Source organism: Halochromatium roseum (assembly GCF_016653315.1).
GTDB lineage: Bacteria > Pseudomonadota > Gammaproteobacteria > Chromatiales > Chromatiaceae > Lamprobacter > Lamprobacter roseus.
Window position 1 is genome coordinate 12,268 of record NZ_NHSH01000067.1, and the last position, 22,881, is coordinate 35,148.

Genomic DNA, 22,881 nt, shown 5'->3' on the forward strand with positions numbered 1-22,881 from the left:
GGAGTGGGCACGGACTCCGGCTTGAGGATCATTGGACTCTCCATTAACTTTCGAAGAGTCCTTCGTAACATCACGCTTTTAAGTTTGGATCTGCTGCCTCATCGCCCGCAGCAAGATGTTTCAGAAGCGAACCGCCGCGGCCGAGGGTCTCGTCATCGGCATGTATTGTCCAGTTAACAATTATCCGGACAGCCTCATTTTCGCAACCAGCTGATTTTGTAATGATCTTAAAAATCTGCTAATCCGCATAGTTAATAGCGGAACAATACGGATATGCATGCTACTTTCATTGTGTCACCATTAGTATGCGAGGTCTTTGTTTAAGAGGGCTGCGTCCCGCAGCGTCTTTGCAAGCAGATCGGCAATACGCTCGCCGGCATGGCCGTCACCAAAAGGATTGCCGCATCCTTCAATTCGTTTTTTGATTTCCGCGTCATGCAGGATCCGGTCGATCTGATCGGCGATGGCACCCCGGGCATTCGGCGTGAAGAAGACATTCTCTGCGTGGTGCCTTTGTTTCTGACGGTTTCCGGCATTGATAACCGGCAACTTGAGAAATGGCGCTTCGAGCAGCCCGAGGCTTGAGTTGCCCACGAGCACGGAGGCGCCGCGCAACAGATTTACAAACAGGTCATCCTCAATGTTCCTGAATAAGTGCACGCCATCGTGCTCACGGTACGATTCGATTACTTCTATAATATCACCGCACCCGGGATCTGAATTGGGATAACTCACAAAAACATCCAGGCCCGATGTAAGTACACCCTCAAGTGTCTCGCGCATGTGCATGCCCGACTCGGAAATTTCGGAAGAGAGCGCGTGTTGAATAACCACGGCGTAACGTTCCGGGACGGATGGAACACCGAGTCTTTCAGCCAGAGAAGCGCGGTCAATGGAGGGCGCGAGCCGCATACGGTCCAATCCCGCGTGCCCCACTCTATGTACCCGGGACTCTTCTTCTCCGGCCCGAATAAGCCTTGCCCGTGCATCCTCACTGGTTGTCAGCAACACATGGGCCAAGCGGGAAGCGGCGTGTCGCACCATGTCATCCACGTTGCCCACCACCCGGTCGCCCGCGCAATAGTGCATCGTGGGAATGTTCAAATAGGCTCCACACAGGGCCAGCATCATCGGCTCTTCCCTGTCACCCACCGCGAACAGCCAGTCAGGACGCAGCCGGTCAACGACATTGGCCAGCGCGGCCAGCTCAATGGCCGCGCCTTTCAACCGCGCCGCATCTCGATCAGAATATAGCAGGTTCTCAATGCGCTCAACGATCGTGAAGCCGTCGTCTTCAATGGTCTTCACAGTATAATTGTGCAAAGGTGACAAGTGCGCCCCGGCCACGACCAACTGAAGGTTGAGTTCGGGATGTGCGGCAATTGCGTTCAGGGCCGGCCGTTGAAGGAAGTACTCCGAACGAATTCCGCTTAATGCCAGTACGTTAAGCATCAGGTAATCCTTTCTTGTAACTGGAATCCCACGCGAAAGGATGAAAACGGATACCCTGGCGGCGAAGATAATTTCGCAGTTCCGCGCTTAAAGGTGTGGTTTCGCCGATGAATGTCATCGATTCAAACAGGAAAACACTTCCCTGGACCGGCTCCTCAACCGTTCCCTCAAGCAGCAGAACAATGCGCTTATCGCGAAACGTCGCATCAGTTTTTTCCGTCTCCAGCAACTCAATGGTGTACGTGTCACCATCAGGTAGTCCGACGGTGAGGCTCTTCCTGTCCGCCGCAAGCTCGGTCGCGCATCCCTTGAAGGAAAGCAGCTGCGAAAAACCGTCCAGTTGATCTGCCAATATGTTCACGCGCTCTGCGGGCGCTATCTCACATGCGGCATTCTCACGAAGCACTTTGCCAGGTATACCGCCGAACAGGCAGCCGGCCGGAACGTTATCGGTGACCGTAGAATTGGAAATAACAATGGAGCCGATTCCAATCTTCGTGCCCGGCAGGATCTGACATCCCGCCCCGGCCCATGCGCGGTGTCCAATACGTACGGAACTGAAACGCGTGGAGTATCCGTCAAGTACACTCTGCCAGAAGCGGTGCGTGAAGACCATCGCTCCCGGGCTCAAGGCGGATTCGGGTTCCATGACTACTTCCCGGCATGTATTAACCATCGCGCGCGAGGCGATCAGGCATCCGTTTCCAACCAGCAGGCGAGATTCGGATGAAAGCCCGCCGGCGATATCAACCAGTACTTCCTGCCCCACGACCACGCCATCGCCGATAATAATTTCCCGGGTGATCATTTCACTTCGTTTACCGATCTTAGTATACGCTCCGATGTAAACAGCATCGGCATCAATGATGGTATCGGACCCAATAACCGCTCCTTCTCCGATCCACAACCGTCTGGCTTTGATGGAGACGCCGGAGCCCCAACGAACCTGTTCGCCGACGACAAATCCTTGCTGACGGGCGTCCTCTTCGGAAAAGACACTGCATGCCCCCGACACATCCTGTTTGCTTAACGTCTCCCGCGCTTCAGCCACCCAGGGGAGTTCCTCACTGGGCACCCATGTCTCCTCCTCAACCGCATCAGCAGCCGTGCGCGACTTGGCGGCTTTCTTCTTTGCCAGCAGGCGCTGTTTGGCCGTCATTTTCGGGGCGTCCTGGACGGATTCCGCAGCAGCACTCTCTTGAGCAAGATCGGCATCAAGCGGTTCGTCCGGGGATTCTGTCAGAATACACAATAACTTGCCGACATCCACCATCTCCGTCTGAGTAACAAGGATTCTGCGGACATACCCGTCCTGTTCAGCGTTCACCGAGATCGTGCTCTTGGTTGTCTCCACGGAAAACAGTTCCTGCCCTTCAGTCACCCGATCGCCTTCCCGCACGAGGATATCACTGAGAAATACCTCGTCTTCATTTGCGTTGATGCGTGGAACTTTGACTTCGTTCATGTTTACTCCACTGAAGTTTCCTGATTCTGAAAACCGCAAGGAGGGCAGGCGCTTGGGGAGCGGCTTTTTGTGCAGCTTTGCGCAGACTGCAGCAAACCCCAATAAAATTGCCCCTACCTGCCGTGCCGCCCCTCTAAAAATCAGGAAACTTTAGTTTACTCCATCTTGTTTATCGTAAATCTGAATCAACGGTTTGAATAGCGGCGGCCACCACGTCCCTAACCTGTGGAAGAACCTCGTCTTCCATGGACCGAGCGGCCGGAATGGGAACCTCGCGGGCGGCCACTCTTACCGGAGGAGCGTCGAAACGGTACTCCGAAAGGCGGGCAATCACCTCAGCGCCCCATCCCCAGGAATATGTTCCCTCCTCGGCCACCACCATGCGCCGCGATTTCCTGAGTGACGCGCCGATTGCATCAACCTTGAACGGTGATATTTCATGCAGAATGACAACATCACAGATCAGTTCTTCCTCTTCCCTCAGCCGGGCCGCAGCCTTTAAACAGATGGGCGTCATCCCCCCGTAGGTAACCAGCGTGACGTCGGGTTCTTCGCCATACGACAAGGTGCAGGAAGGGAACGTGTCTTCCGATCTTGTCACCTTCATGCCCTGTATGGACGACTCCTCTGACCAAAGCGGATGTGAGTAGAGGGTCTTGTTCTCAACAAACAGCGAAGGACCGTCGCTCAGGATCACCTGTGTCAGCAGTTCTCCGGGATCTACCAGGGGTGATACTGCGACAACATTCAGACCGGGAACCCCCATGAAAAGCCTCTCGAGAGACTGACTGTGTGTGGGACCGTAGCCTCTGCGCGCGCCCATGGGCGTCCGGACAGTCAGCGGAAGCGGAACACGCTGTCCGTACATGGCATAAATTTTGGTACCGTGGTTAATTAACTGGTCTACAATCAGTGTCGTGAAATCACCGAACATGACCTCCACTACCGGACGAAACTTCTGCAGTGCGAGGCCGATACCGACGCCGGTTATGCCGGCCTCACTGATCGGCGATGTGATTACTCGTTCCGGATAATCGGTTGAAAGGCCGCGTGTAACCTTGAACGCGCCGCCGTAAGGATCGAGAATATCCTGACCGATAACGACCACCTCAGGTCGCTCCTTCATAACCCGATGAAAGCCTTCGTTCAGCGAATCAAGCACCCTCTTCATGACAGTTCCCCATCCATGGTTGATGCGGGAGAATTTTCTGCAGCCTCCGCGGCTTTCGCTAACACATCCTCAACCCACTTTTCAGCGTTTTCAATACACGCATCACTCACACGCCGCCTCAGCAGGTAAAGCGGATCGTGCTCACGGTGCCGGGCCAGTTCTTCTTCGGGCCGATTGTCATCGCCCTTGCTGTGGGCCGCAAGCCGGTAGGTATCGACGACCGCCCATGCCGGCTTCCGGTTAGTGCGCACATACTCAATCATCTCGGAGCACCACGGCCGCAATTGCTCAACATCGGTCGTGTCAATTTCATCGGCGTGGATACCAAACGGTTTCGCGCGATCGACAACCGACCCCGCCACACCAAGCGCGATCGGCGTGCTTTGCGCGTAGAGGTTATTCTCGACAAAAAACAGAATCGGCAGGTTCCACAGGGCCGCCATATTCAAAGACTCGTAAACGACACCCTCACCCAGCGCACCGTCACTGAGACACCACACCGCAATGCCGTTCTGCTTTTTCAACTTCTCGCCAAGCGCAAGCCCGCAGGCGATGGCGGCACCGCCACCGAGAACCCCGTTTGAGAAAAAGTTACCCGACTTTAAATGCTGGCTACCACCGCGTCCGCCGCAAATGCCGTTGGCGCGTCCCATAATCTCGCCCAGAAGTCCTTCCAGCGAACAGCCAAACGACAAATAGTGGCCGTGACAGCGGTGGTTGCTCATGACGAAATCGATGGCGGGATCAAGCTGGCTGATCAGGGCAATCGCGTTGGCCTCCTGACCGATACAGGTATGGGTTGTACCGCTTACTTTGCCCTCGGTAAATAACTGCAGGATCAACTCCTCAGTCCGCCTGATAAGCAGCATATCTCGAAAGTCTGTTTCTATTTGTGATAGCATAACGTTTCCGCCGGCTCAATTATGTCTTTAGCAATCCGTCAATCGCTTACCGGTGTAAGGACAAGGTGATAGCGCGCGCTAGAAGCGCCATTTATTACGTCCGCGCGTCGAATAAGCGCGCATTCCTCAAGCGTGAATAAAACATCAATAAGCTTCTGTATCTTCGCAAAGTTGAAATAAGATTGGACCGTGTTCTTCTCGTGAGCGGTGGAAACGACTTCCTCCTCCGCGTATTCACGGGCATGCGCGCTGTCATCACCGGATACAAGATCACAGTAAAATTTACCTCCCGGCTTCATGACCCGCTGAAGGTCTTGTACGGCCGACCGGGCGATGTCAAAGTGCATACTGTCCAGCACGCCGTGGCTGACAACAAAATCGAAGAATTGATCCGGCCAGGGAAGCTCGCGAATATCCCCCTGCACGATGCGCTCCGCCGCATCGGGCATCTGCTCCTGCATCAACTTCCGCGCCACGTCAAGCGCGACGCTGGACAAGTCTATGCCGTAGGCCTCTGCACCCATGTCATGCGCGAAGGCGACATGGCGCCCGATGCCGCACCCAAGGTCGAGAATTTTCGGAGGTGGGGTAAAATCCACGCGATCAATAAAAGTATTGACTCCTGAACGCTTTCTAATGTGCCGGGCGAAAAAGCGGATGACCTCCTCGTGCGGGTAAAAAACAAAATTATCCCCTTTGTCATAGGATTGGTTCCAAGCTGATTCCTGGTTTTCCATGTAGGTTTTCCTCTTTCTGTTCAGGATGCCATGCCGGATCACTCGAGGGGTGCAACCTGCCGCGCGCGCCGACAGGCGCAGGAGCGGCTCAACCGCCAGGGTGGGAAGAATGACGCCCTTGGGCAAGGCGGCGCTCACAGGCGTAGGGTGATCAGGGCAACCATCCCGTTGAACCGCCACCGCCTGAGAGGCCGCCATATTCAGTCTACACACCTCCACGCTCACCAGCCACGGCCCCCAACCAGCAATTCCCGCTGTTCCTGACCCGCTAGCGCGCCCGCCGTTTGAGCGAGTGTTGCGAAACGCCGGGCCAGGTGTGAGATGGCGGGTTATTTCGCAGGCGGCGGCGATCGATGATCAAATCCGCTCTCGCAGCAATCTAAATGCTTCTGCCGCCTCAAACCCCACTTGTGCCCCTCGTACACGGGCGAGTGCATGCAGCGCCTCATCACTCCGTGGAAAGGGAAAGGCGCCCATTTCTGAGGCATACACACGCATCAGTGCTCTCTTCTTCTCCAGATAAGCACTGATATCGACAAACACCGTCGGCTGAAAGGCGCGGAACGGGTCAAGCCCGGCGTCCGTCTCCGAGAGCGTCTCATAGGTCAACACGCGCTGAACACTTGGATACCGAAACCACTTGGTGCAAGCACTGGCCGCCTCGAAAGTACTCCGATGATCGCTGTGCGCGTCCCCCGGATGCGGCAGCAGAACCTCCTCTGGCTGGAAGTCCCTGACTACCTCCGATACACGCGCCACTAGGGTGCTCATCGGCACCTGGTCGAGTTCAGCGGTTGGGAATCCAAGCGAGTAGTGATGCTGCGTCGCGACCCCTAGCCCTTCACGCACCCGCTCGATTTCTCCCGCCCGCTCATCGATCCGCTCAGGACTCCAGCCGCCTTGTTCCGTGATCGCGGTCATCAGCAGCCAGCCGACCGTGCCGCCTTCGGCACTGCGTCGCAGCAGGGTACCGCCACAGCCGAGCAGTTCATCGTCGGGGTGGGGGGCAATGACCAGTGTTTTCACAAATAGCTCCCAACGTCCAAGGTGACCTTGGGCGCTGTTTCGAGCAAACGGATGCCACCGATCCCTGCCTTGATTAGGACGCCGCGCTCGTCCATCGCCAGAATCTTACCCGGCTCCAGATTCATGGCCACATTGGGCTCAACCTCAGTTCGCCAGACCTTGATCTTTTCTCCCGAATGATCAAAGTGCACCCCCACATACGGCCGTGTGAGACCTCGGACGAGATTGTGGATAGACACGGCCGCCATGCGCCAATCGATCCGGCCATCCGCGGCTCCGCGCTTGCGCCAGGCATTGGCGAAACGTCCATCTTGGGGTTGACGGTAGAAGCGGCTATTTGCCAGGCGCGGGACGAAATCGCGAATCTGCTCCAGTGCGACCACAGTGACACGCTCATAGAGCCGACTAGCATCATCTTCGGGGGCAATGGGCACAGGCACTTGCGATAGGATATCGCCCGAGTCCGCGCCTTCATTCTTCAGCAGATCATCCAGCGGCCGTTGCTCCAAAATTTTGACAATGGCATCGCTCGCGCCACCGCTACCGCAGGGATTCTCGACCCTCGTCAGTTGGGCTTGGAACTCTGCGGAAAAAAGCCGATCAAGGGCAGCACCAATAGAAACTCGATCTGGCTCGCAGTCGATCACACTAGCTGCACGTAGGCGTCCACGTTGGCGGTCACCGATATTGATTGTGCCCTTTTTGAAGCTCGGCACTTCTAGTAGACCGCTCGACGAATTACCCACTACGCCATCGACATGCTGAATGCAGGACAGATAGCGGAGTTGTCCCAACGAGGTATAGGCCCGCGCCTGCGGATGACGCGCGCAGAAGTCTTCGATCTGGCGGAATAGCACGCGTCCTTCGGTATCGGCATTGGGCATGGTGAAGATCAAGCCCGTGTCTGGCTGTTCTGCCAGTGCCGCAAGCAGTTCGTCCATCTGCGCGGCGCTGGTGTTGTGCTCCAGCGTCACCGGATGAAAGGTGATCAGTAGATTGCGGGGAGCGAGCTTAAAATCGAGGGCGGCTTCTAGCTCATCACGCGTCAAGAGCTTGAGGCGCAGTATGTTATCGATGCCGAGCCCGCCGACGCGAAAGACCCGCTCCGGCTGCTCGCCGAATTGAATCACCCGACGCTGGTACTCTTCGGCTGCGACGAAGTGCAGGTGTGACATCTTGGTCAGGCTGTGCCGGATCGGTTCATCGATAAGACCTTCTGTAGCCTCGCCCCCATGCAGATGAGCAACGGGGATGCGCGCGATCATCGCCGCTGCGACTGCGGAGAAGATCTCGCAGCGATCACCCAGTACCAGCATGAGGTCTGGCTGTAAGTCCGCCAGTGCGTCAGCGAAGCCGATCAGCCCAAGGCCCATGGATTTAGTGACACCGACTGCTGTACCCGAACTCAGCAGCATCTCGACCTTGCGATCGACCTGGAAGCCATCGGCCTCGATCGCATCGACGGTGAGCCCAAACTCCGGCGAGAGGTGCATGCCGGTGGCGATGAGTTGCAGCTCCAGCAGGGGTGACTGGCGAATGCCTTCCATGACCCAGCGCAAGAGGCCGTATTCAGCGCGAGTGCCAGTGACGACACAGATTGTCTTCACAGCACGATCAACTCATCAGCCTCAAAATTGCGTCTAGCCATCCGCCCCATCACCTCATCCCAGCGCATCGGCGAGAGGCCGGTGCCAGGGCGCTTGGCGGTGACATTCTCCGGTGTGAACGGCTCTCCTGCGCAGATGGGTCGGGCGGCAACCAGAGACTTGCGGGCGATGGGCTTATTCTTGGCCTCGCTTGGACTCGGGCGCTTGATACCATCGCCAAGCGCCTGCTCGATGTTGCGGATAGCACGAACCATGGCAGCGAACTCGTCCGGCTCTAGGCTGGCCTTGTGGTCGGGGCCGGGCAGCGTGCGATCAAGCGTCAGATGCTTTTCGATGACGCTAGCGCCCAAGGCCACAGCGGCGATGGCCACCTCGATACCGGGCGTGTGGTCGGAGTAGCCCACGGCAACGCCGAAGGCTTGGCCGATGGTCACCATGGCGCGCAGGTTCACGTCCGCCATAGGCGTGGGATATTCGGTATTGCAGTGCAGCACGGTGACGCAGGTGTGCGGGGTGCCGGCGGCTTCGAGCGCCTCAAGCGCGGCCTCAATCTCGCCCAGGGTTGACATGCCGGTGGAAAGGATGATCGGTTTGCCGAAGGTGCCGACATGACGAAGATATGGCAGATTGGTGATCTCGCCAGAGGGGATCTTAAAGCGCTCGGCGCCGAGCGAGGCCAGATAGTCCAAGCTCTGGATATCGAAGCCGGTGGAGAAGAAGCCGATACCGCGCGCATGGCAGTGAGTGATCAAGGTCTGGTGCATCTCGGCGCTGAGTTCCAGTTGGCGCAGCATGTCGAATTGGGATTGCGCCTGATCGGTGGTGCGGGTTTGGTAATCGGCTTTGGGCGCGCTCTGGGTCGCAAGACGTTCGGCGCTGAAGGTCTGAAACTTAACCAGATCGGCGCCAACCTCGGCGGCGACGTCAATCAGCCGTTTGGCGAGATCAAGGTCGCCGTTATGGTTGACACCTGCTTCAGCGATGATGAGTACACTCACGTCAAGCGATCCCCAACTTTGAGCTTGAAATCCGCGTCCCAATCGATAACGCGAACGTAAGAGTCAGCGGTTTTGACCAAAAACCCTGCCGCATCCTTGGCAAGCACAGCACCAGGGATGCCGATGTAAGTTGGCGCATCGGAAAGATAATCGACACTGTTGATACGGATTTCCTCGTTACCGCGAAAGCAACGGGCAGCAGGTCCAGGTGGACAAATGGCGCGAACAAAATTGAAAACCCGGCGCGAGGGCTGTTGCCAGTTCAGCCGTTCGTCACCTTGCCCGCGCGCAGTGCAATAGAAGCCGCGCGGGTGGATCTCGGCCTGAGGTCGCCGCATGGCCGTCCCGGCCAAGATATCACCGATTGCCTGATCCAGCAGATCGGCACAGCCAACATAGGCACGATCCAAGAGGGTGCTGTAATCGTCGGCATCCGTGATCGGAAAGCATTGCTGCCGAATAATATCGCCAGTATCGACTCCTGTGTCGACATAGTGAACCGTGATACCAAACTCCTTTTCGTCGTTAATCAGTGCCCAATTGAGGATATTTCGCCCACGATAGAACGGCAGTTTACCAGCATGACAGTTGATCGTGCCAAGGACTGGCCTTTCAATCGTTGACTTTCTAAATATCTGATTGAAAGACATCGAGACAAATAACTCACTCCCATATTGCTCAACGCTTTGCAAAAAATCAGCGCTATTAATGTTTGGGTGAAACAAAAAAGGAATACTATTTTTCTCTGCTTTTGCTTTCAGCATTTGATCCGGATGATCGTAGCGCGCACAAATAAAAGCGATCTTCAGTCTTTTTTCCTCAAGCAACTTATCGAGTGCTCTATGAGACCAAGGGCCATCTGCAAAGTATCCGATAATCACGAAATCAAAACCAAAAAAGTGGATCGGTTAGTTATTGGAAACGCCATTTGTCTCTGCCATTTCGACCACGTCGATGCAGGAACGGCAGTGGCCGCCTCCGAGCAGCAGTATATTCATTTAGGCATTTGCATCTACAGGAAATGCAACCCAATACTGACGACAGTCGCAAAAATTGCCGCGAACACTGACAAAACCGTCAGCAGGAATTGAATCGCTCTTTTCCGGCTTTTGATGCGAATGAGCGGATCGGCCTGCTCAAACGTTGCTACTAAGCCTTTGAGTTCATCAATGTATTTGAGTACTTGCGGGTAATATTGCTGACGATTGAGATACAGTTCGTCGCTTGCCCTCACGTCCGAGACGCCACAACGGATTCTTTCCAATTGATTGAGTAGATCAACATAATTTGGCAGAACCTCGGTAGTACATTCGAGATTCTTAAAATCGGATTGATAGGCTTCGGCTTTTTCCAATAGCGAGAGGATACTCGCCTCGGTCGCGTCATAAATCGCTCGCTTGGCATGATTCTCTGCTCTCTCGATATCGGCATCGAATCCCGTGCTGTCTTGCTCAGATAACGCTCGCAGCAGATGGAAAGCGACATAGCGCAACTCATTAATGGCCGGAATGGTTAAATTTCGGTCGATCTGCTCCGTCTGCTTTAACTGGACTTCAGCTTGCCGAAACAGTTCATAAAGATCAGCAAAGCGTTCTGGGTGATCAGTCATGCGTATTATCGATAAACCGATGAGCACTCATGCGGTCAGCGCGCTCATTCAACTGATCCTGCGTCTGATAACGTCCCGCTTGGAGTAACACGTTTCCCTTGGCCAAACGAGCCACCAAGGCCCTGGTTGCGGTTTCGTCAGCGCCGATCAGCGCGGACTGCGATGATTGTTCGGGCCAACGGAATGGGTAAAGCAAGAATCGCATGTTTTTGAGCCGCCAGCGCGAGGCGTTATCGAGTTGTTTTCTCATAAGCTTATTAATCGCCTGGTCTGGATGGGCAAAGGATAAAAGACCTTACGCTAATCCCGCACTACTCGGCAGGTTGATGATGCGCCTTGCCAGGGACTCCGCCACCGGCAGTGGTGCGCGCGGGCAGTCACGGTAAGGCGGCAACTGGTGCAGCAGCGTCCAGGCTGGGCGGGTCATCAGGCCGGCGTCGTTGGTGGCCGTCAGAATCGCATCGCGTTGATCGGCCACCCGTTCATCAAGAATCAGCGTCTGTAGCCAGTAATTGCTCTCGCAGCCGGGCGGTTCTTGCATTAAGCGCGCTTGGTCCAGACCGGCATTCGCGAAAGCGTCGCGATAGCGCGCGGCCAGGCGCCGCTTGGAGGCAAGAAAATTCGGCAACTGTTCCAACTGCGCACAGCCGAGCGCGGCGTTGAGATTGGGCATGCGATAGTTATAGCCGATTTCATCGTGCATGGACTCCCAGCGATGCGGGCGTTTGGCGGTGGTGGTCAGGTGCTTGGCATGGTCAGCCAGGTGCATATCGGCGGTCAAGATGGCGCCACCACCGCCGGTGGTGATGGTTTTGTTGCCGTTGAAGCTCAGCGTGCCGAGTAGGCCGAAAGTGCCGGTGTGGCGGCCATGGTAGCGGCTGCCGAGGGATTCTGCTGCGTCTTCAACCAGAGCCAACTGGTAATCCTGCGCGATGGCGAGCAGGGCGTCGAGGTCACAAGGATGGCCGAAGCAGTGCATGGGCACCAGTGCGCGCAGGCGCCGGCCGGTGTGACGATTACGCCGGCCAGCGCCCGCACCTGAACGTTCGGCGATTGTGCTGAGCCAGTCGCGCAGGGCTGCTGGATCGAGGCCGAGTGTTTGGTCTTCGCTATCCGCAAAATGCGGGATCGCGCCCAGATAGTGAACCGCATTGGCGGTCGCGACGAAGGTCAAGGCGGGAATGATGACTTCATCTTTGGCCTCCACGCCGGCGAGTTGCAGCGCGACCTGCAGGGCAGCGGTGCCGTTGACCACCGCCACCGCACGGCGGGCGCCGGTGACTTCAGCGAGTGCTTGCTCGAAACGCCCGACATAGGCGCCAACCGAGGAGACGAAAGTGGAGGCGATGCAGTCCTGCACATAGCGCTGTTCGTTGCCTTGGAAGCAGGGTTCATGCAGCGCTGCATTGCCCTCCCCCAGTACTGCACGCAATGTCTCAATGATCGCCACCGGTAACGCATCCACAGGGAGCGCCTTCATATATTGTAGCGATCCACCTTGTAGCGAACCAGGTTGGCCGACTCCGTGAACCAGTCCAGGGTCTCGGACAGGCCGCGTCGGAAACCTTCTAGGCCACCGTACTGCGGCGCCCAGCCGAGCAGTTCTCGCGCCTTGCTGTTGTCCGCCCAGAGTCGCTCGACCTCGCTCTTGTCCGGACGCAGACGCTGTTCGTCGGTCAGGATCTCGATCTCGGCGCCCATCAACTCAGCAATGATGCGGGCGGTATCGCCGATGCTGATCTCGAAATGGCTGCCAAGGTTGATTGTTTCGCCAATGCCGGCCTCGCTCTGCAACGCCTTGATAAAGCCGTTGACAGTGTCAGCGACGAAGTTGAAATCGCGCGTCGGATGCACGGCGCCAAGCTTGATCTGGCGCTGGCCACTGGCGAGTTGGGTCATGATGGTCGGGATGACCGCACGCGCCGACTGCCGGGGACCATAGGTGTTGAAGGGCCGTAGCGTGACAACAGGTGTGCCGAAGGACAGATAGAAGGATTGGGCGATTTGATCCGCACCGATCTTGCTCGCCGAATAAGGCGACTGTCCTTGTAGCGGATGGGCCTCGGTGATAGGCACAAAGCGCGCGGTCCCATAAACCTCGCTGGTCGACGTGTGGATGACCTTGCAGATGCCCAGATCGCGCGCCGCTTGTACCACATTGAGCGAACCCTTGACGTTGGTATCGACATAGGTATCCGGTGAATGATAGGAATAAGGAATGGCAATCAACGCCGCCAGGTGCAGCACCGCATCGCAGCCCATCATCGCAGTGCGCACCCCATGCGGATCTCGAATGTCGCCGGCGAAGACCTCGAATTGACCGCGCATGTCTTCCGCGCATTCATCGAGCCAGCCCAAGGTGTTAAAGGAGTTGTAGAGAACGAAGGCTTTGACATCGTAACCCTCGCGCACTAGGGTTTCGGTGAGATGGGAGCCAATAAACCCATCAGCTCCGGTGATCAAAATCTTCTTCACTACGTTGCCTACCAATTAAAAACTCGGCCAAAAGCCAATCATCAGGAGTATCGAGATCGAGAGAACGCGATCGCGGCATACGATAGCCAACCGTCTCGCTCGTCACGAAATGCGACTGCTGTCTCAACCAAGAAGCTTTACCCAAATACATCGCGCCGTTAAGCTCGAATGCAGGAGGACAATCTTGACGGCGCGCAATCAATGGTTGATCTGTGACATACGGGCGCAATAAACCGTTAGGAGCTTGCCAATAAGACCAAAACGGATGCTTTGAACAGGGACAAATTGAAACAGCAGCCGGGGCTTGTGCTTGCTCGCAAAACGCTGCCATACCATCAATGTCTTCTGCCGTTCGCAATGGAGATGTGGGTTGCAATAGCAGAACCCAATCGTACTCGCACAGCTGATCTAAAGCGTGGTAGACCACATCCATGGTCGGTGTGTCGTCTCCAGCCAAAGCACGGGGACGCATGAATGGAATATCCGCTCCATATGCCTCAGCTATTGAAGCGATTTCTTCATCCTCTGTGCTGACGACCACGCGCTCAACAGATATAGCCTGCAAGGCCGACTCAATGGTCCAGGCAATTAAAGGCTTATCGGCCAAAAGACGGACGTTTTTTCTTGGGATACCTTTAGAGCCACCCCGAGCTGGAATTAAAGCGAAACAATTCAACTCCAGTCACCTATCGCTTGCTCTAGGGTTTCAGGCAAACCAATATCAAGCCAATACTCATGAATCGGAAAGGCATTGACTAATTGACCGCAACGGAGAGCTTCAGTGATCAAAGATGGCATATCAAAAAATGTATTCACTGGTACATGTTGAATCAAATTTGAGTCTAAAACATAAACGCCAGCATTTACATAGTGCGTCAATTGCGGTTTCTCTATGACAGAAACTACGCGAACATCTTCGGTCTCCACCACTCCATAGGGAATCTGAGATCTGTGTTCACGAACACACACGGTAGCAGCAGAACGATGTTCCGCATGAAAATCAAGCAATCGCGTGAAATCAACTCGAGTCAAGACATCGCCGTTTACTACAAGCACTGGCTCGCTCAAGGTGCCTGGTAAAAGAGATAATGGCCCTGCCGTGCCTAACGGCATACTCTCCTCAAGATAATGAATACGAACCTGCCAGTTTGAACCATCACCAAAGTATTCTTTTATTTGATTCTTTAGATAACCGACTGAAAAATAGAATTCTGTCAGACCAACATCCACACACTGTAGCAGCAAGATCTCCAATAAGGGCCGATTATTAATCTTTAGCATCGGTTTGGGGCAATGATCCGTCATCGGCCTCAACCTTTTTCCTTTTCCCCCAGCCAAAATCACAACCGAATTAGGTCGAGATTTAGGCCTGAGAATATCCTCTAGTCTATGCAGTTGAATCAAACGCCCTTCAGCATCCAGAACAGGAACTTGTCGAAGTGAGTTCCGTCCCATAAATGCTAATGCATCACGCTCCGTTGCCGGCTCTGGCAACCAGCGAAAATGGCACTGCATGATCTCTCTTACCGGGCGCTTGAGGTCATGCCCACAAAGCAACGCGCGTCTAACATCACCATCCGTCACTGTACCCAGAAGTTTTCTATTGGAGTCAACCACAAGCGCAATCTGGGCTTCGGCTTTATCGATAACCCGAACTGCATCCCATACAGACGCATGCTCAGCGATGGTGTACTCAAGTAAGGGTCTCATGAGCGGCTAGGCAGATGTGACAGTCATTATCTAATCCAGATTTGCAAGACCACAGCGGCGGCAGGTTTCAATCAACTTCCGATTGCCACTACGATGAATCTCGCGCAGATACTGGTACTGCTCACCATGCCATATCTCCTCAATACTATTTTCATGAATGTTACCCATTTTAAGCGTCCGGTAAGAGTCCACGCAGCACGGGGTTACTATACCATCCGGATGGATAAACATACGTTGCCAAAGTTGTGGACAACAAAACTCTGGCTTCAATGATTCACTATTCCCCCCTGCATCCACAGTAGTTTTTTCGTCTTCAATTTGCTGTTTTATCTTCAGCATCACTTCAGATGAAAAAGGGTCTTCAAAATGCTCGGCAGGTTCATGGTGATCCATTTCATCAAGGGCAGCAATTCCATCCACTAATGGCTCAAATAGAGCCTGAAACTGATTCCATTCTTCTTCGAAGCCCGGAAGCTTAACCATGCTCGCTCTTGTGAATGGCCTATCTAAACCACGTTGTCGTTTAGCCTCAGAAAAATTTTGAATATTCCGAAGCACTTTATCATAATTAGCATTGACTCTTATTTTTTCATAATGCTCCTTGTTAGGTGAGTCAAATGAAAAAAAAAGCTTATCAAGTCCAGATTCAAACACTTCATCAATCTTAGCCTTTGTCAATGATGTTGCGTTTGTATTAAACATGACATCAATAACGCCTTTACTTTTCGCGTAACTTACCATTTCAAAAATCCTTGGATTCAGAAGTGGCTCGCCTAAGTATTGTAGCTTTAGCGACTTCAACCCCTTAGAAGACGCCTCATCAATGAGCCTGTAAAACAGATCCATTGAAAAGGACTCAACTTTCCAGAAGCGATTCAAGTCGACCATCTCAGTCCTTGGGCACATCGTGCATTTTAGGTTGCAATCAGAGGTGGCTTCGATATCGAGGTGTAAGGGAACAGCTCCAAGTACATCATTTTTGGGATTATCGTTCCACATCCTCCGGTATTCATGGTATTCTGGAGGTTGTTTGTTTTCCCATTGTTCAATGCGATCAATGTTAACCATGTGGAAACTGTGATCGATTCTGACCTGGATAGGATTCATCTATTTACCTTAATGGCTGCGATTATGGATACTTTTTAACCAAAGACTCTGCGATTATACACTCGCTTCATGAATGGGATTTTGCAGGACTTACAGTTGATAGCGGTTTACCTGGTTAGTTCACCAGCTTTATTTTTGCCATTTCGCTTAAGCTGGCATCGGTTGTAGTAATTATGAATTTTTTGCTGAGCAGTTCTATAATCTCTAGATCTGCTGTAACATGCGCATCTAAACCAAAAATTTTTTCCATCTGATTTTTTTGCGACAAATCCCCAAGCCTCGTCGGATGAATATATCTCGTGTCATCCTTTAGTCCACTGCCTATCCCGGCCAATCGATATTCTGCATTTTTATTGAATAATACAATGGCAACAATTAAAGAAAAAACACCAGAAGAAGGCCGCAGAGGTAAAGGCCAATCATAAGCCTTATTTATTCCTCGCTCATGACAAAATTTAAAATCAATGCAGTGCTTCAAAAGCTGATATTGATACTGGTAATCGATACTAAAAAATATATCATGAAAAAAGGGGGTATCTAATCCAACCACATCCCCTATCATCTCTCTTCTTTCTGAGAAACTTAATATCGAATAAAAAATATTTTTTTCCATTTCACCTTTCTGCGCGACTCTAAACTGTCCGCTTTTTCCTTCAAACAAACCTACTTTATCTCCCAGCGTTACTATTTCATCTGCCCCCCCTTCTGCAAGCTGTGTTAAGCTCTCAATTCCAATGGGACCCCATACTCCAATTTTGTATAAATAGTTTGAAATCTCATTGGAATAATACTTAATGCTAGAATTTGCACCAAAAACCAAATCCCATTTTTTTGGAATACAAGCATCGGGCTTCGATCCTAAAACCAATACTTTTTTGTGCTCACCACTCCCCCCAACCTTAGTATTAATTCTTTCAACTAGACCGGTTTTTTTGAAAAAATGCTCTACTGAAAATCCGCTTTTTTTCAATTTAAAGGTATTGTGCAGTATTTTTTTAGCCTCAAGTGTTTTTCCTTTGGCATGTAAACCATTAACCCGCACCAATAACTTATCTATATTGTTGCTCGTGCCTGTTCTGCCATCGAGGCTTTCTCTCTTTCTTTTTTTTACCAGTGGTTTATGCTGAGCAGATTCATCAAATTGAATCGTTTTGACCAAACTTGCTGGTCTTCCAGCAACGATTGTATTCGGCGCGACATCTTTTGTAACCAAACTACCGGCGGCTACAACTGCATTTTCACCAATATGCACTGGACCCAGTACAGTGACGTCGGACCCTAGCCAAACCCCTTTTTCTAAGGTTATGTCCCGACCGCCTGAGGGAACAGCTTTCAACCTTTCTATTCCTTTTTTCCTATAGTCATGCGTCCCTGTCAACAGCATGCAACGATGCCCGAAAAAACAGTTTTCTTTTATTGTGACATGTCCTGAGCGAGTGTTAATCAGTAAATCATTAACGGGGATTGTTATATTCTCAAGATGCAGGCGACTACGATCGCCCCACACACGCACTTGCCTGAGCTCTGCATCCGCTATAAATGGCATTAATATCTTCGCAAATTCTTGAATTTCATTTTTACTTGCTGTTCGCAGCAATGACAATAGTTTGCCTTCATTTTCTTTAGCACTGCTATTTCTGGCTTTATCCAGCAAGTGCGCATGCGGTTTTTTGGATTGAGATCCTGCATGAATGGCAGATGCTTTTTTTTCATGATTAGCGACAGGTATTTGCTGGGAACGCTGATCAGCCGATTTCAATTTCTGTTGTTCTAGAGACGGCATTGCAGTCTGCTTCTCTCCAAGTCTTTTCCAATGTTCAGTATTTTTCCCCTCCACCAGCAACCGACTCCCCGGCTTAATCGTCACCTTTTTCTGCAGCCGTAGCGCAGCCAAAGCCAACATTCGTTCGCTTTCAATCTCAGCATTGGGTAACTTATGGCGCTGAGCCAGACGCGCCAGTTCGGCTTGCGGTTGATTGTGGCGGCGCTCGACGTTGAGTTGAATGTCGGTTTCGATCAGCATGCCGTTTAGCCAAGCGTTGAGGTCGTGAGGCTGAACATGGAGGCCCTGCTCTGCTTGCGGCGGGCAGCTGTCGAACCGGGCGCAACTTGGCAAAAAGGGCCGTTCGCGCAGCGTTGCGGCCAGATCTTGCGGGAGTTCGCGGGGCTGCTGCTGGGGTGGGCGCTCGCCTTCAGACGGGGTTGCCTGCTCGCGCTGCTCAAGCAATTCAACACACAGTTGCCGAGCCGCGCGAAGCTCGCCAAACGCACTCCAAACACGCAGGCGCACCAACTGGGTGGCAAGATGCTGATCTCCGGCGATGGCTAACTCGACGAGCCGGGCGCGGCTGGTGCAGAGCTGCTGATAGCGCTCGGTCAGCGGGCGCTCGGGGTCGAAGGCCGCGAGTGCGGCATCCAGTGCGGCGCTGTACACTTCGGGTAGCTCGGCGGCGGCTTCGCGCCAGCCGGCCATCAGCACGGTGGCAAAGGGATAGCGGCTGAGTGCTTGGGACCAGAGAGGGATGGCGGGCATGGCGGGTGTCGTGTGGTACATCAGTCAGTGGCAATCAACCGTCCCTGCTCGCGCAGCCAGGCAGCGCGGGACGCTCGACAGGCAAACAGGGTCGCGGGTTGTTCGGCGTCGGCCTCTACGGCCACGGCCACCAGGGCGTTGAGGGCTGGGATCAGCCGGTAGAGGTCGAGGCCAGCGGCCTGCAGGTCGGGGATCAATGGGCTTGTGCTGGGGAGCATGATCAGCGGATCGGGATCTGTTTCAGCCTCGGCGGGTGGCAGCCAGCGCGGATCGAGCGGGGTCTCGGCGCCGAGGCGAATCAGATCGAAGGCGCCGTCGCTAGCGGCCTGCTCGGGTGCCGGTTGGGCCGTTGTGTGAGGTGCCGTTGGCGTCTGAATCACCGCTTGCAGGCCATTGTCCGCTACCGAGCGCGCGAACAGGGGATCCGGGTTGAGGGCGGTCACCTGCCCTACTCCGTTCAAGCCCCTCGCCATAGCGAGCGCATCCAGTCCCAGACCGGTGTCGGTATCCAACAGGCGCATGCCGGGTTGGATGAGCTGGCGCAGGAAGGCATGCTCGGGCTCGGGCCAGTCTTCGTACTCCAGCAGTGTCAGGGTGACCGGGTTGTCCAGATCAGCCGGGACGTTGACCTTGAGGCCGTTGTTGAGGTTGAGGGTCCAATGGGGCTGCACGGTCACTCAGGCCTGCTGTTGGGATCTTCTAACACTGACGCAAGACATGACGGAAGTGATTTTGACAGATCTGCTCACTGTATCATCGGCTCAATCGGCGATTCTGTAGGCGCTGTCACGGATTGCGCTGGGTCTGCTTGATCCAGGTCAGCCATTCACCCCCCGGCGCTCCTTGTAGAGTCATGGCAGCCTGCCTCCCAGATGCCGAGAGTACGCTTGCTTGCCGGGGACTTCCCCCGCGATTAGTCAAAGACGAATTCGTCTTCTTGCTCTGAGTCTAATAATGTAGACATATCCTCCTTCGTCTGGGCGCGGACGTCATCCACCATTCCATCCTCGTCCAGCTCAACCGCGCCGCCGCCGGCATCGACGATGATGTTGCCTTCAGCCTCGGCCTCGTTCAGTCCCTCTTCCAAGGGCCGTTTGACGATGCCTTCGGCGATCAGATACGCCTCGGCCTTATCGGCGTCGACCCGCGCCAACAGTTCATAGCTGAGGTCACGAATCCCGTAGATGGTATGCAGCAGGAAGGCGAGCTTCAGGCACTGTTCGTCGGTCAGCTCGGCCAGGCGAGCAACGCTGGGGATGAACAGGGCATCGGCGACGATCAGCTCGCTCCTCTGCTTTTTCAGCAGATCATCGCGCTCGGGCAGATGGCTGCGGCGACCGATATCGTGGAAGCAATAGAACCGGAAGCCGTTGCGACTGGCCCAATAGCTGATCTCGTCTAGGCTGGGCTGACGCTGGTGGGTACGCTCGAAATCGATGCGGACCTCGATCAACAGGCCGTTCTTGAGCGCCTGGGTCCCGTGCTCAAGGATGGTCGAGGCATCGCTGAGTCCGTCGAGGAGCAGCCAATCCAGGCTCTCGAGACCCTCGATCTGATCCAGGGCGATAGTCTGGATGGGCAGCTGGGTGAGCACACGCGCGCCCTCGCGCACTTCTCGCGGCAGTTGCTCAGCGGGCAGCGGCGCCAAGGTGCTACTCAGCCTCGGCTCCAGACAAGCATATAGGGTCGCGGGCTGGCCGTCGCCGAGCAGGGCGTGACGGAAGAGTTGCACCTGCTCGGTGTTGCTAAAGCGTTCCGGCTGCTCGACCTGGCTCTGTGGGTCGAAGGCGACGATCCCAAAGGCGCCGGTCTTGAGCAGGATCGGCAGGGCACCGCCGCGCAGCAGCTTGCTGCTGTTGTCGAGCACCACCAGCTTGCTGGGGAGTTTCCAGTTGAAGGCGTCGAGCTGGCGCGCCTCGGCCTTGGTGAGCGGGAGCGGCTCGGGCACACTGACCGCCATCGGCTCGGCCTCGCCGTCGAACCAGGCCTGGCCTTGTTTGTCGAGGGTCAGCGCCGCTGGCGGCTTATCCTCGCAATAGCGCTGCCAGATGGCGCGCATGGCGATCATGAAATGACGCGCGAAACGCTGGCTATCGCAGACCGGCGATTCGCGCAGTACTTGGCGCAGATGTTGGCGGATGGTGGCCAGGCTGTCGAGATCGCTGGCGAGCTCGATGACCCGCGCGCGGTATTCGTCCCAGCTCGAGACCACCAGCTCGGGCAACCCGGCATTCGTGAGATGAGTCGCGCTGTGGCGGCCGGCGAAGGTCGGTCCAGGCAAGGTCACCACCGGCACGCCCATCAGTAGCGACTCGCAGGTGGTCAGGCCGCCTGAATAGGGCCAGGTGTCGAGGGCGATGTCGACGCGGTTGTAGGTGTTTAGCAGGGCCTGGTGAGGCTCGAAACCTTCGAGCAAAACGCGGTCACTCTCGATACCCTCGGCGGCGAACGCAGCGCGCATGCGCTCGCAGACTGGCTCGCTGTCGAAGGCCTTGCCCTTGAGCAGCAGGCGCGATCCCGGCAGCGCGTGCAGCAACTGCGACCATTGGTGGATCAGCTCGGTATTGAGCTTGGTCGGGTTGTTGAAGCAGCCAAGGGTCAGCCTGCCCTGCTCAAGCGCCGGCAAGGGGCCAACCGGCGGCGCATAGGGCGTTGGATGGTAGACAATGTAATCATCCGGCAGGCGAATCAGCTTCTCGGTATAAAAGGCGTCTTCCGCAGCGCCTGGCGGGGTTTCGATGGCATCGCTGAGCAGATAATCAATGGCGTGAATGCCGGTGGTATTGATCAGCCCGCCAACCCATTTCACGATCAGTGGCGCCGGCTGCCGGGCGATCACCCGGGCGCGGGTGCCCCGGTTATGGCCCGCGAGATCGAACAGGATGTCGATGCGATCCTCGATCAGCTGCTCGTAGAATTCATCCTCGCTCATGGCGTGGACCGGCGTCCACTGCGTGGCAAACCCCTTCAGCGCGCGAGTGATGACATCGCCTTGCGCGTGTGTCGGATAGAGGATGAGCTCGATCTCGTCGGGATGCAGCCGTCCTAAGGCGGCACCAATCATGTGACCGACTGGATGTGCGCGAAAGCCGTCGGAGTACATGCCGATGCGCAAGCGCCGATGCGCTGAGCGGTCTTCTGGTCGCGGGCGTGCGGGAACCCTGGTGGGCGCAAAGCGTGTTTGCCATTCCTGACTCAGCGCATACAGCTGCTCTCGACTCTTGGCCGGATCATAATGCGCCAAGGTGACGAGGTTGGAATAGGGCGTCGCATTCTTCTGGCCAACCGCATCTGTCGCCCGTCGATAAGCATCTTCTGCCGCCGGCAAGTCACTCAGGTCGCGATACACGGTGCCGAGGTTGTTCCAATAGCTCCAACTATTCGGCACTTTGACGAGCAGATCCTTGTAGACCTGCGCTGAGTCTTCAAGACGACCGACATCACTCAGCAGCAGCCCTCGAAACTCCTGTAGCCGGCGATCATCATCCAGACTATGTTCAAGGGCAAGCTCAACCCCGGCCAGCGCCTGTTCGCGGCGCCCGGCATCGTTGTCAAGGTGGGCTTGCGCCCAAAGCGCCTGCGGCTGCTGCGGCTGCTCGGCCAGCACCGTCTGGGCGTGTTCGCTCGCGCGCTCGCTGTCGCCGAGATGGTAGCAGACCATCGCCAGCCAGGCTCTGGGTTCAAGGGCTTGCGGATCGAATGCGAGTGCGCGCGTCAGCGCGGCTTGCGCCTCATGCAAGACGGGCTTTTGCAGCGTGCGCGCCAACAGCAGCCCGTAGTGGCGCCAGGCAGCGGCGTCCTCAGGCTGCCGCTCGGTGGCCCGGCGCGCCTTTTCCAGCGCCGCACTGGCAGCCTTGGCGGGATCAAGGGTGGTGACGGGACGTAACTGTTGCGGAGACAACCGGCGGGTTGCTCGCTGCCGGGAAGAAGACTTTGCCATCTGGTGTTACCCGCATCCGGGGGGGCTTAGCGCGCGCAGCACACACCAAGCTGAAGAGATCGCTGCTTTCTCGCGTTATCGGAGGATAGCACGCAAGCCGGGGTGCAGCCGTCTAAACGAATTTAGGCCGGCCCGTTGATAACGGACCG

At 55.1% G+C, this 22,881-nt stretch carries 18 protein-coding genes; all 18 read right to left on the reverse strand.

The genetic code is table 11. From position 1 onward, the window contains the following. Positions 1 to 300: 300 nt before the first annotated feature. Entirely contained in the window at positions 301 to 1,452 is a 1,152-nt protein-coding gene (gene neuC / locus CCR96_RS18540; protein WP_201222099.1) for a UDP-N-acetylglucosamine 2-epimerase, read from the reverse strand. Then, on the reverse strand, positions 1,445 to 2,917 hold the full coding sequence (locus CCR96_RS18545) for a biotin/lipoyl-containing protein (protein ID WP_201222101.1): 1,473 nt from the start codon (positions 2,915 to 2,917) through the stop codon (positions 1,445 to 1,447). Before CCR96_RS18545 ends, neuC (CCR96_RS18540) begins: the two co-directional genes overlap by 8 nt. A 169-nt stretch (positions 2,918 to 3,086) precedes the next feature. After that, positions 3,087 to 4,088, reverse strand: a complete 1,002-nt coding sequence (locus tag CCR96_RS18550) for an alpha-ketoacid dehydrogenase subunit beta (RefSeq protein ID WP_201222103.1) — start codon at positions 4,086 to 4,088, stop codon at positions 3,087 to 3,089. Further along, positions 4,085 to 4,990: a thiamine pyrophosphate-dependent dehydrogenase E1 component subunit alpha gene (locus CCR96_RS18555; RefSeq protein ID WP_207192007.1), complete on the reverse strand. Its 906-nt coding sequence runs from the start codon at positions 4,988 to 4,990 to the stop codon at positions 4,085 to 4,087. Before CCR96_RS18555 ends, CCR96_RS18550 begins: the two co-directional genes overlap by 4 nt. 38 nt (positions 4,991 to 5,028) lie before the next feature. Then, on the reverse strand, positions 5,029 to 5,925 hold the full coding sequence (locus CCR96_RS18560) for a class I SAM-dependent methyltransferase (protein ID WP_201222107.1): 897 nt from the start codon (positions 5,923 to 5,925) through the stop codon (positions 5,029 to 5,031). A gap of 159 nt (positions 5,926 to 6,084) precedes the next feature. Then, positions 6,085 to 6,753, reverse strand: a complete 669-nt coding sequence (locus CCR96_RS18565; RefSeq protein WP_201222109.1) for a PIG-L family deacetylase — start codon at positions 6,751 to 6,753, stop codon at positions 6,085 to 6,087. Next, the gene (gene neuC / locus CCR96_RS18570; protein ID WP_201222111.1) at positions 6,750 to 8,360 is read right to left on the reverse strand and encodes a UDP-N-acetylglucosamine 2-epimerase; all 1,611 of its coding nucleotides are present in this window, start codon (positions 8,358 to 8,360) and stop codon (positions 6,750 to 6,752) included. The genes CCR96_RS18565 and neuC (CCR96_RS18570) overlap by 4 nt, the downstream gene beginning before the upstream one ends. Next, positions 8,357 to 9,358: an N-acetylneuraminate synthase gene (neuB, locus tag CCR96_RS18575; RefSeq protein ID WP_201222113.1), complete on the reverse strand. Its 1,002-nt coding sequence runs from the start codon at positions 9,356 to 9,358 to the stop codon at positions 8,357 to 8,359. The genes neuC (CCR96_RS18570) and neuB overlap by 4 nt, the downstream gene beginning before the upstream one ends. Further along, on the reverse strand, positions 9,355 to 10,239 hold the full coding sequence (locus CCR96_RS25360; RefSeq protein WP_338035912.1) for a methionyl-tRNA formyltransferase: 885 nt from the start codon (positions 10,237 to 10,239) through the stop codon (positions 9,355 to 9,357). The genes neuB and CCR96_RS25360 overlap by 4 nt, the downstream gene beginning before the upstream one ends. A gap of 131 nt (positions 10,240 to 10,370) precedes the next feature. After that, a complete protein-coding gene (locus tag CCR96_RS18585) occupies positions 10,371 to 10,967 on the reverse strand; it encodes a hypothetical protein (protein ID WP_201222117.1) in 597 nt (198 codons plus the stop codon). Between the two features lie 295 nt (positions 10,968 to 11,262). Beyond that, entirely contained in the window at positions 11,263 to 12,447 is a 1,185-nt protein-coding gene (locus tag CCR96_RS18590; protein ID WP_207192009.1) for a LegC family aminotransferase, read from the reverse strand. Next, positions 12,444 to 13,442 carry an NAD-dependent 4,6-dehydratase LegB gene (locus tag CCR96_RS18595; RefSeq protein ID WP_201222119.1) on the reverse strand — a complete coding sequence of 333 codons (999 nt, stop codon included), beginning with the start codon at positions 13,440 to 13,442 and terminating at the stop codon, positions 12,444 to 12,446. Before CCR96_RS18595 ends, CCR96_RS18590 begins: the two co-directional genes overlap by 4 nt. Then, the gene (locus CCR96_RS18600) at positions 13,414 to 14,118 is read right to left on the reverse strand and encodes an acylneuraminate cytidylyltransferase family protein (protein ID WP_274601152.1); all 705 of its coding nucleotides are present in this window, start codon (positions 14,116 to 14,118) and stop codon (positions 13,414 to 13,416) included. The genes CCR96_RS18595 and CCR96_RS18600 overlap by 29 nt, the downstream gene beginning before the upstream one ends. Then, on the reverse strand, positions 14,115 to 15,152 hold the full coding sequence (locus CCR96_RS18605) for a nucleotidyltransferase family protein (RefSeq protein WP_201222121.1): 1,038 nt from the start codon (positions 15,150 to 15,152) through the stop codon (positions 14,115 to 14,117). The genes CCR96_RS18600 and CCR96_RS18605 overlap by 4 nt, the downstream gene beginning before the upstream one ends. Before the next feature lie 30 nt (positions 15,153 to 15,182). Then, positions 15,183 to 16,220: a radical SAM/SPASM domain-containing protein gene (locus CCR96_RS18610; RefSeq protein ID WP_201222123.1), complete on the reverse strand. Its 1,038-nt coding sequence runs from the start codon at positions 16,218 to 16,220 to the stop codon at positions 15,183 to 15,185. Positions 16,221 to 16,374: 154 nt separating this feature from the next. Next, a complete protein-coding gene (locus tag CCR96_RS18615; RefSeq protein ID WP_201222125.1) occupies positions 16,375 to 18,792 on the reverse strand; it encodes an acyltransferase in 2,418 nt (805 codons plus the stop codon). Positions 18,793 to 18,812: 20 nt separating this feature from the next. Continuing rightward, positions 18,813 to 19,469, reverse strand: a complete 657-nt coding sequence (locus CCR96_RS18620; RefSeq protein WP_201222127.1) for a hypothetical protein — start codon at positions 19,467 to 19,469, stop codon at positions 18,813 to 18,815. 236 nt (positions 19,470 to 19,705) lie between these two features. Beyond that, positions 19,706 to 22,732, reverse strand: a complete 3,027-nt coding sequence (locus tag CCR96_RS18625; RefSeq protein ID WP_201222129.1) for an O-linked N-acetylglucosamine transferase, SPINDLY family protein — start codon at positions 22,730 to 22,732, stop codon at positions 19,706 to 19,708. Positions 22,733 to 22,881: the final 149 nt, after the last annotated feature.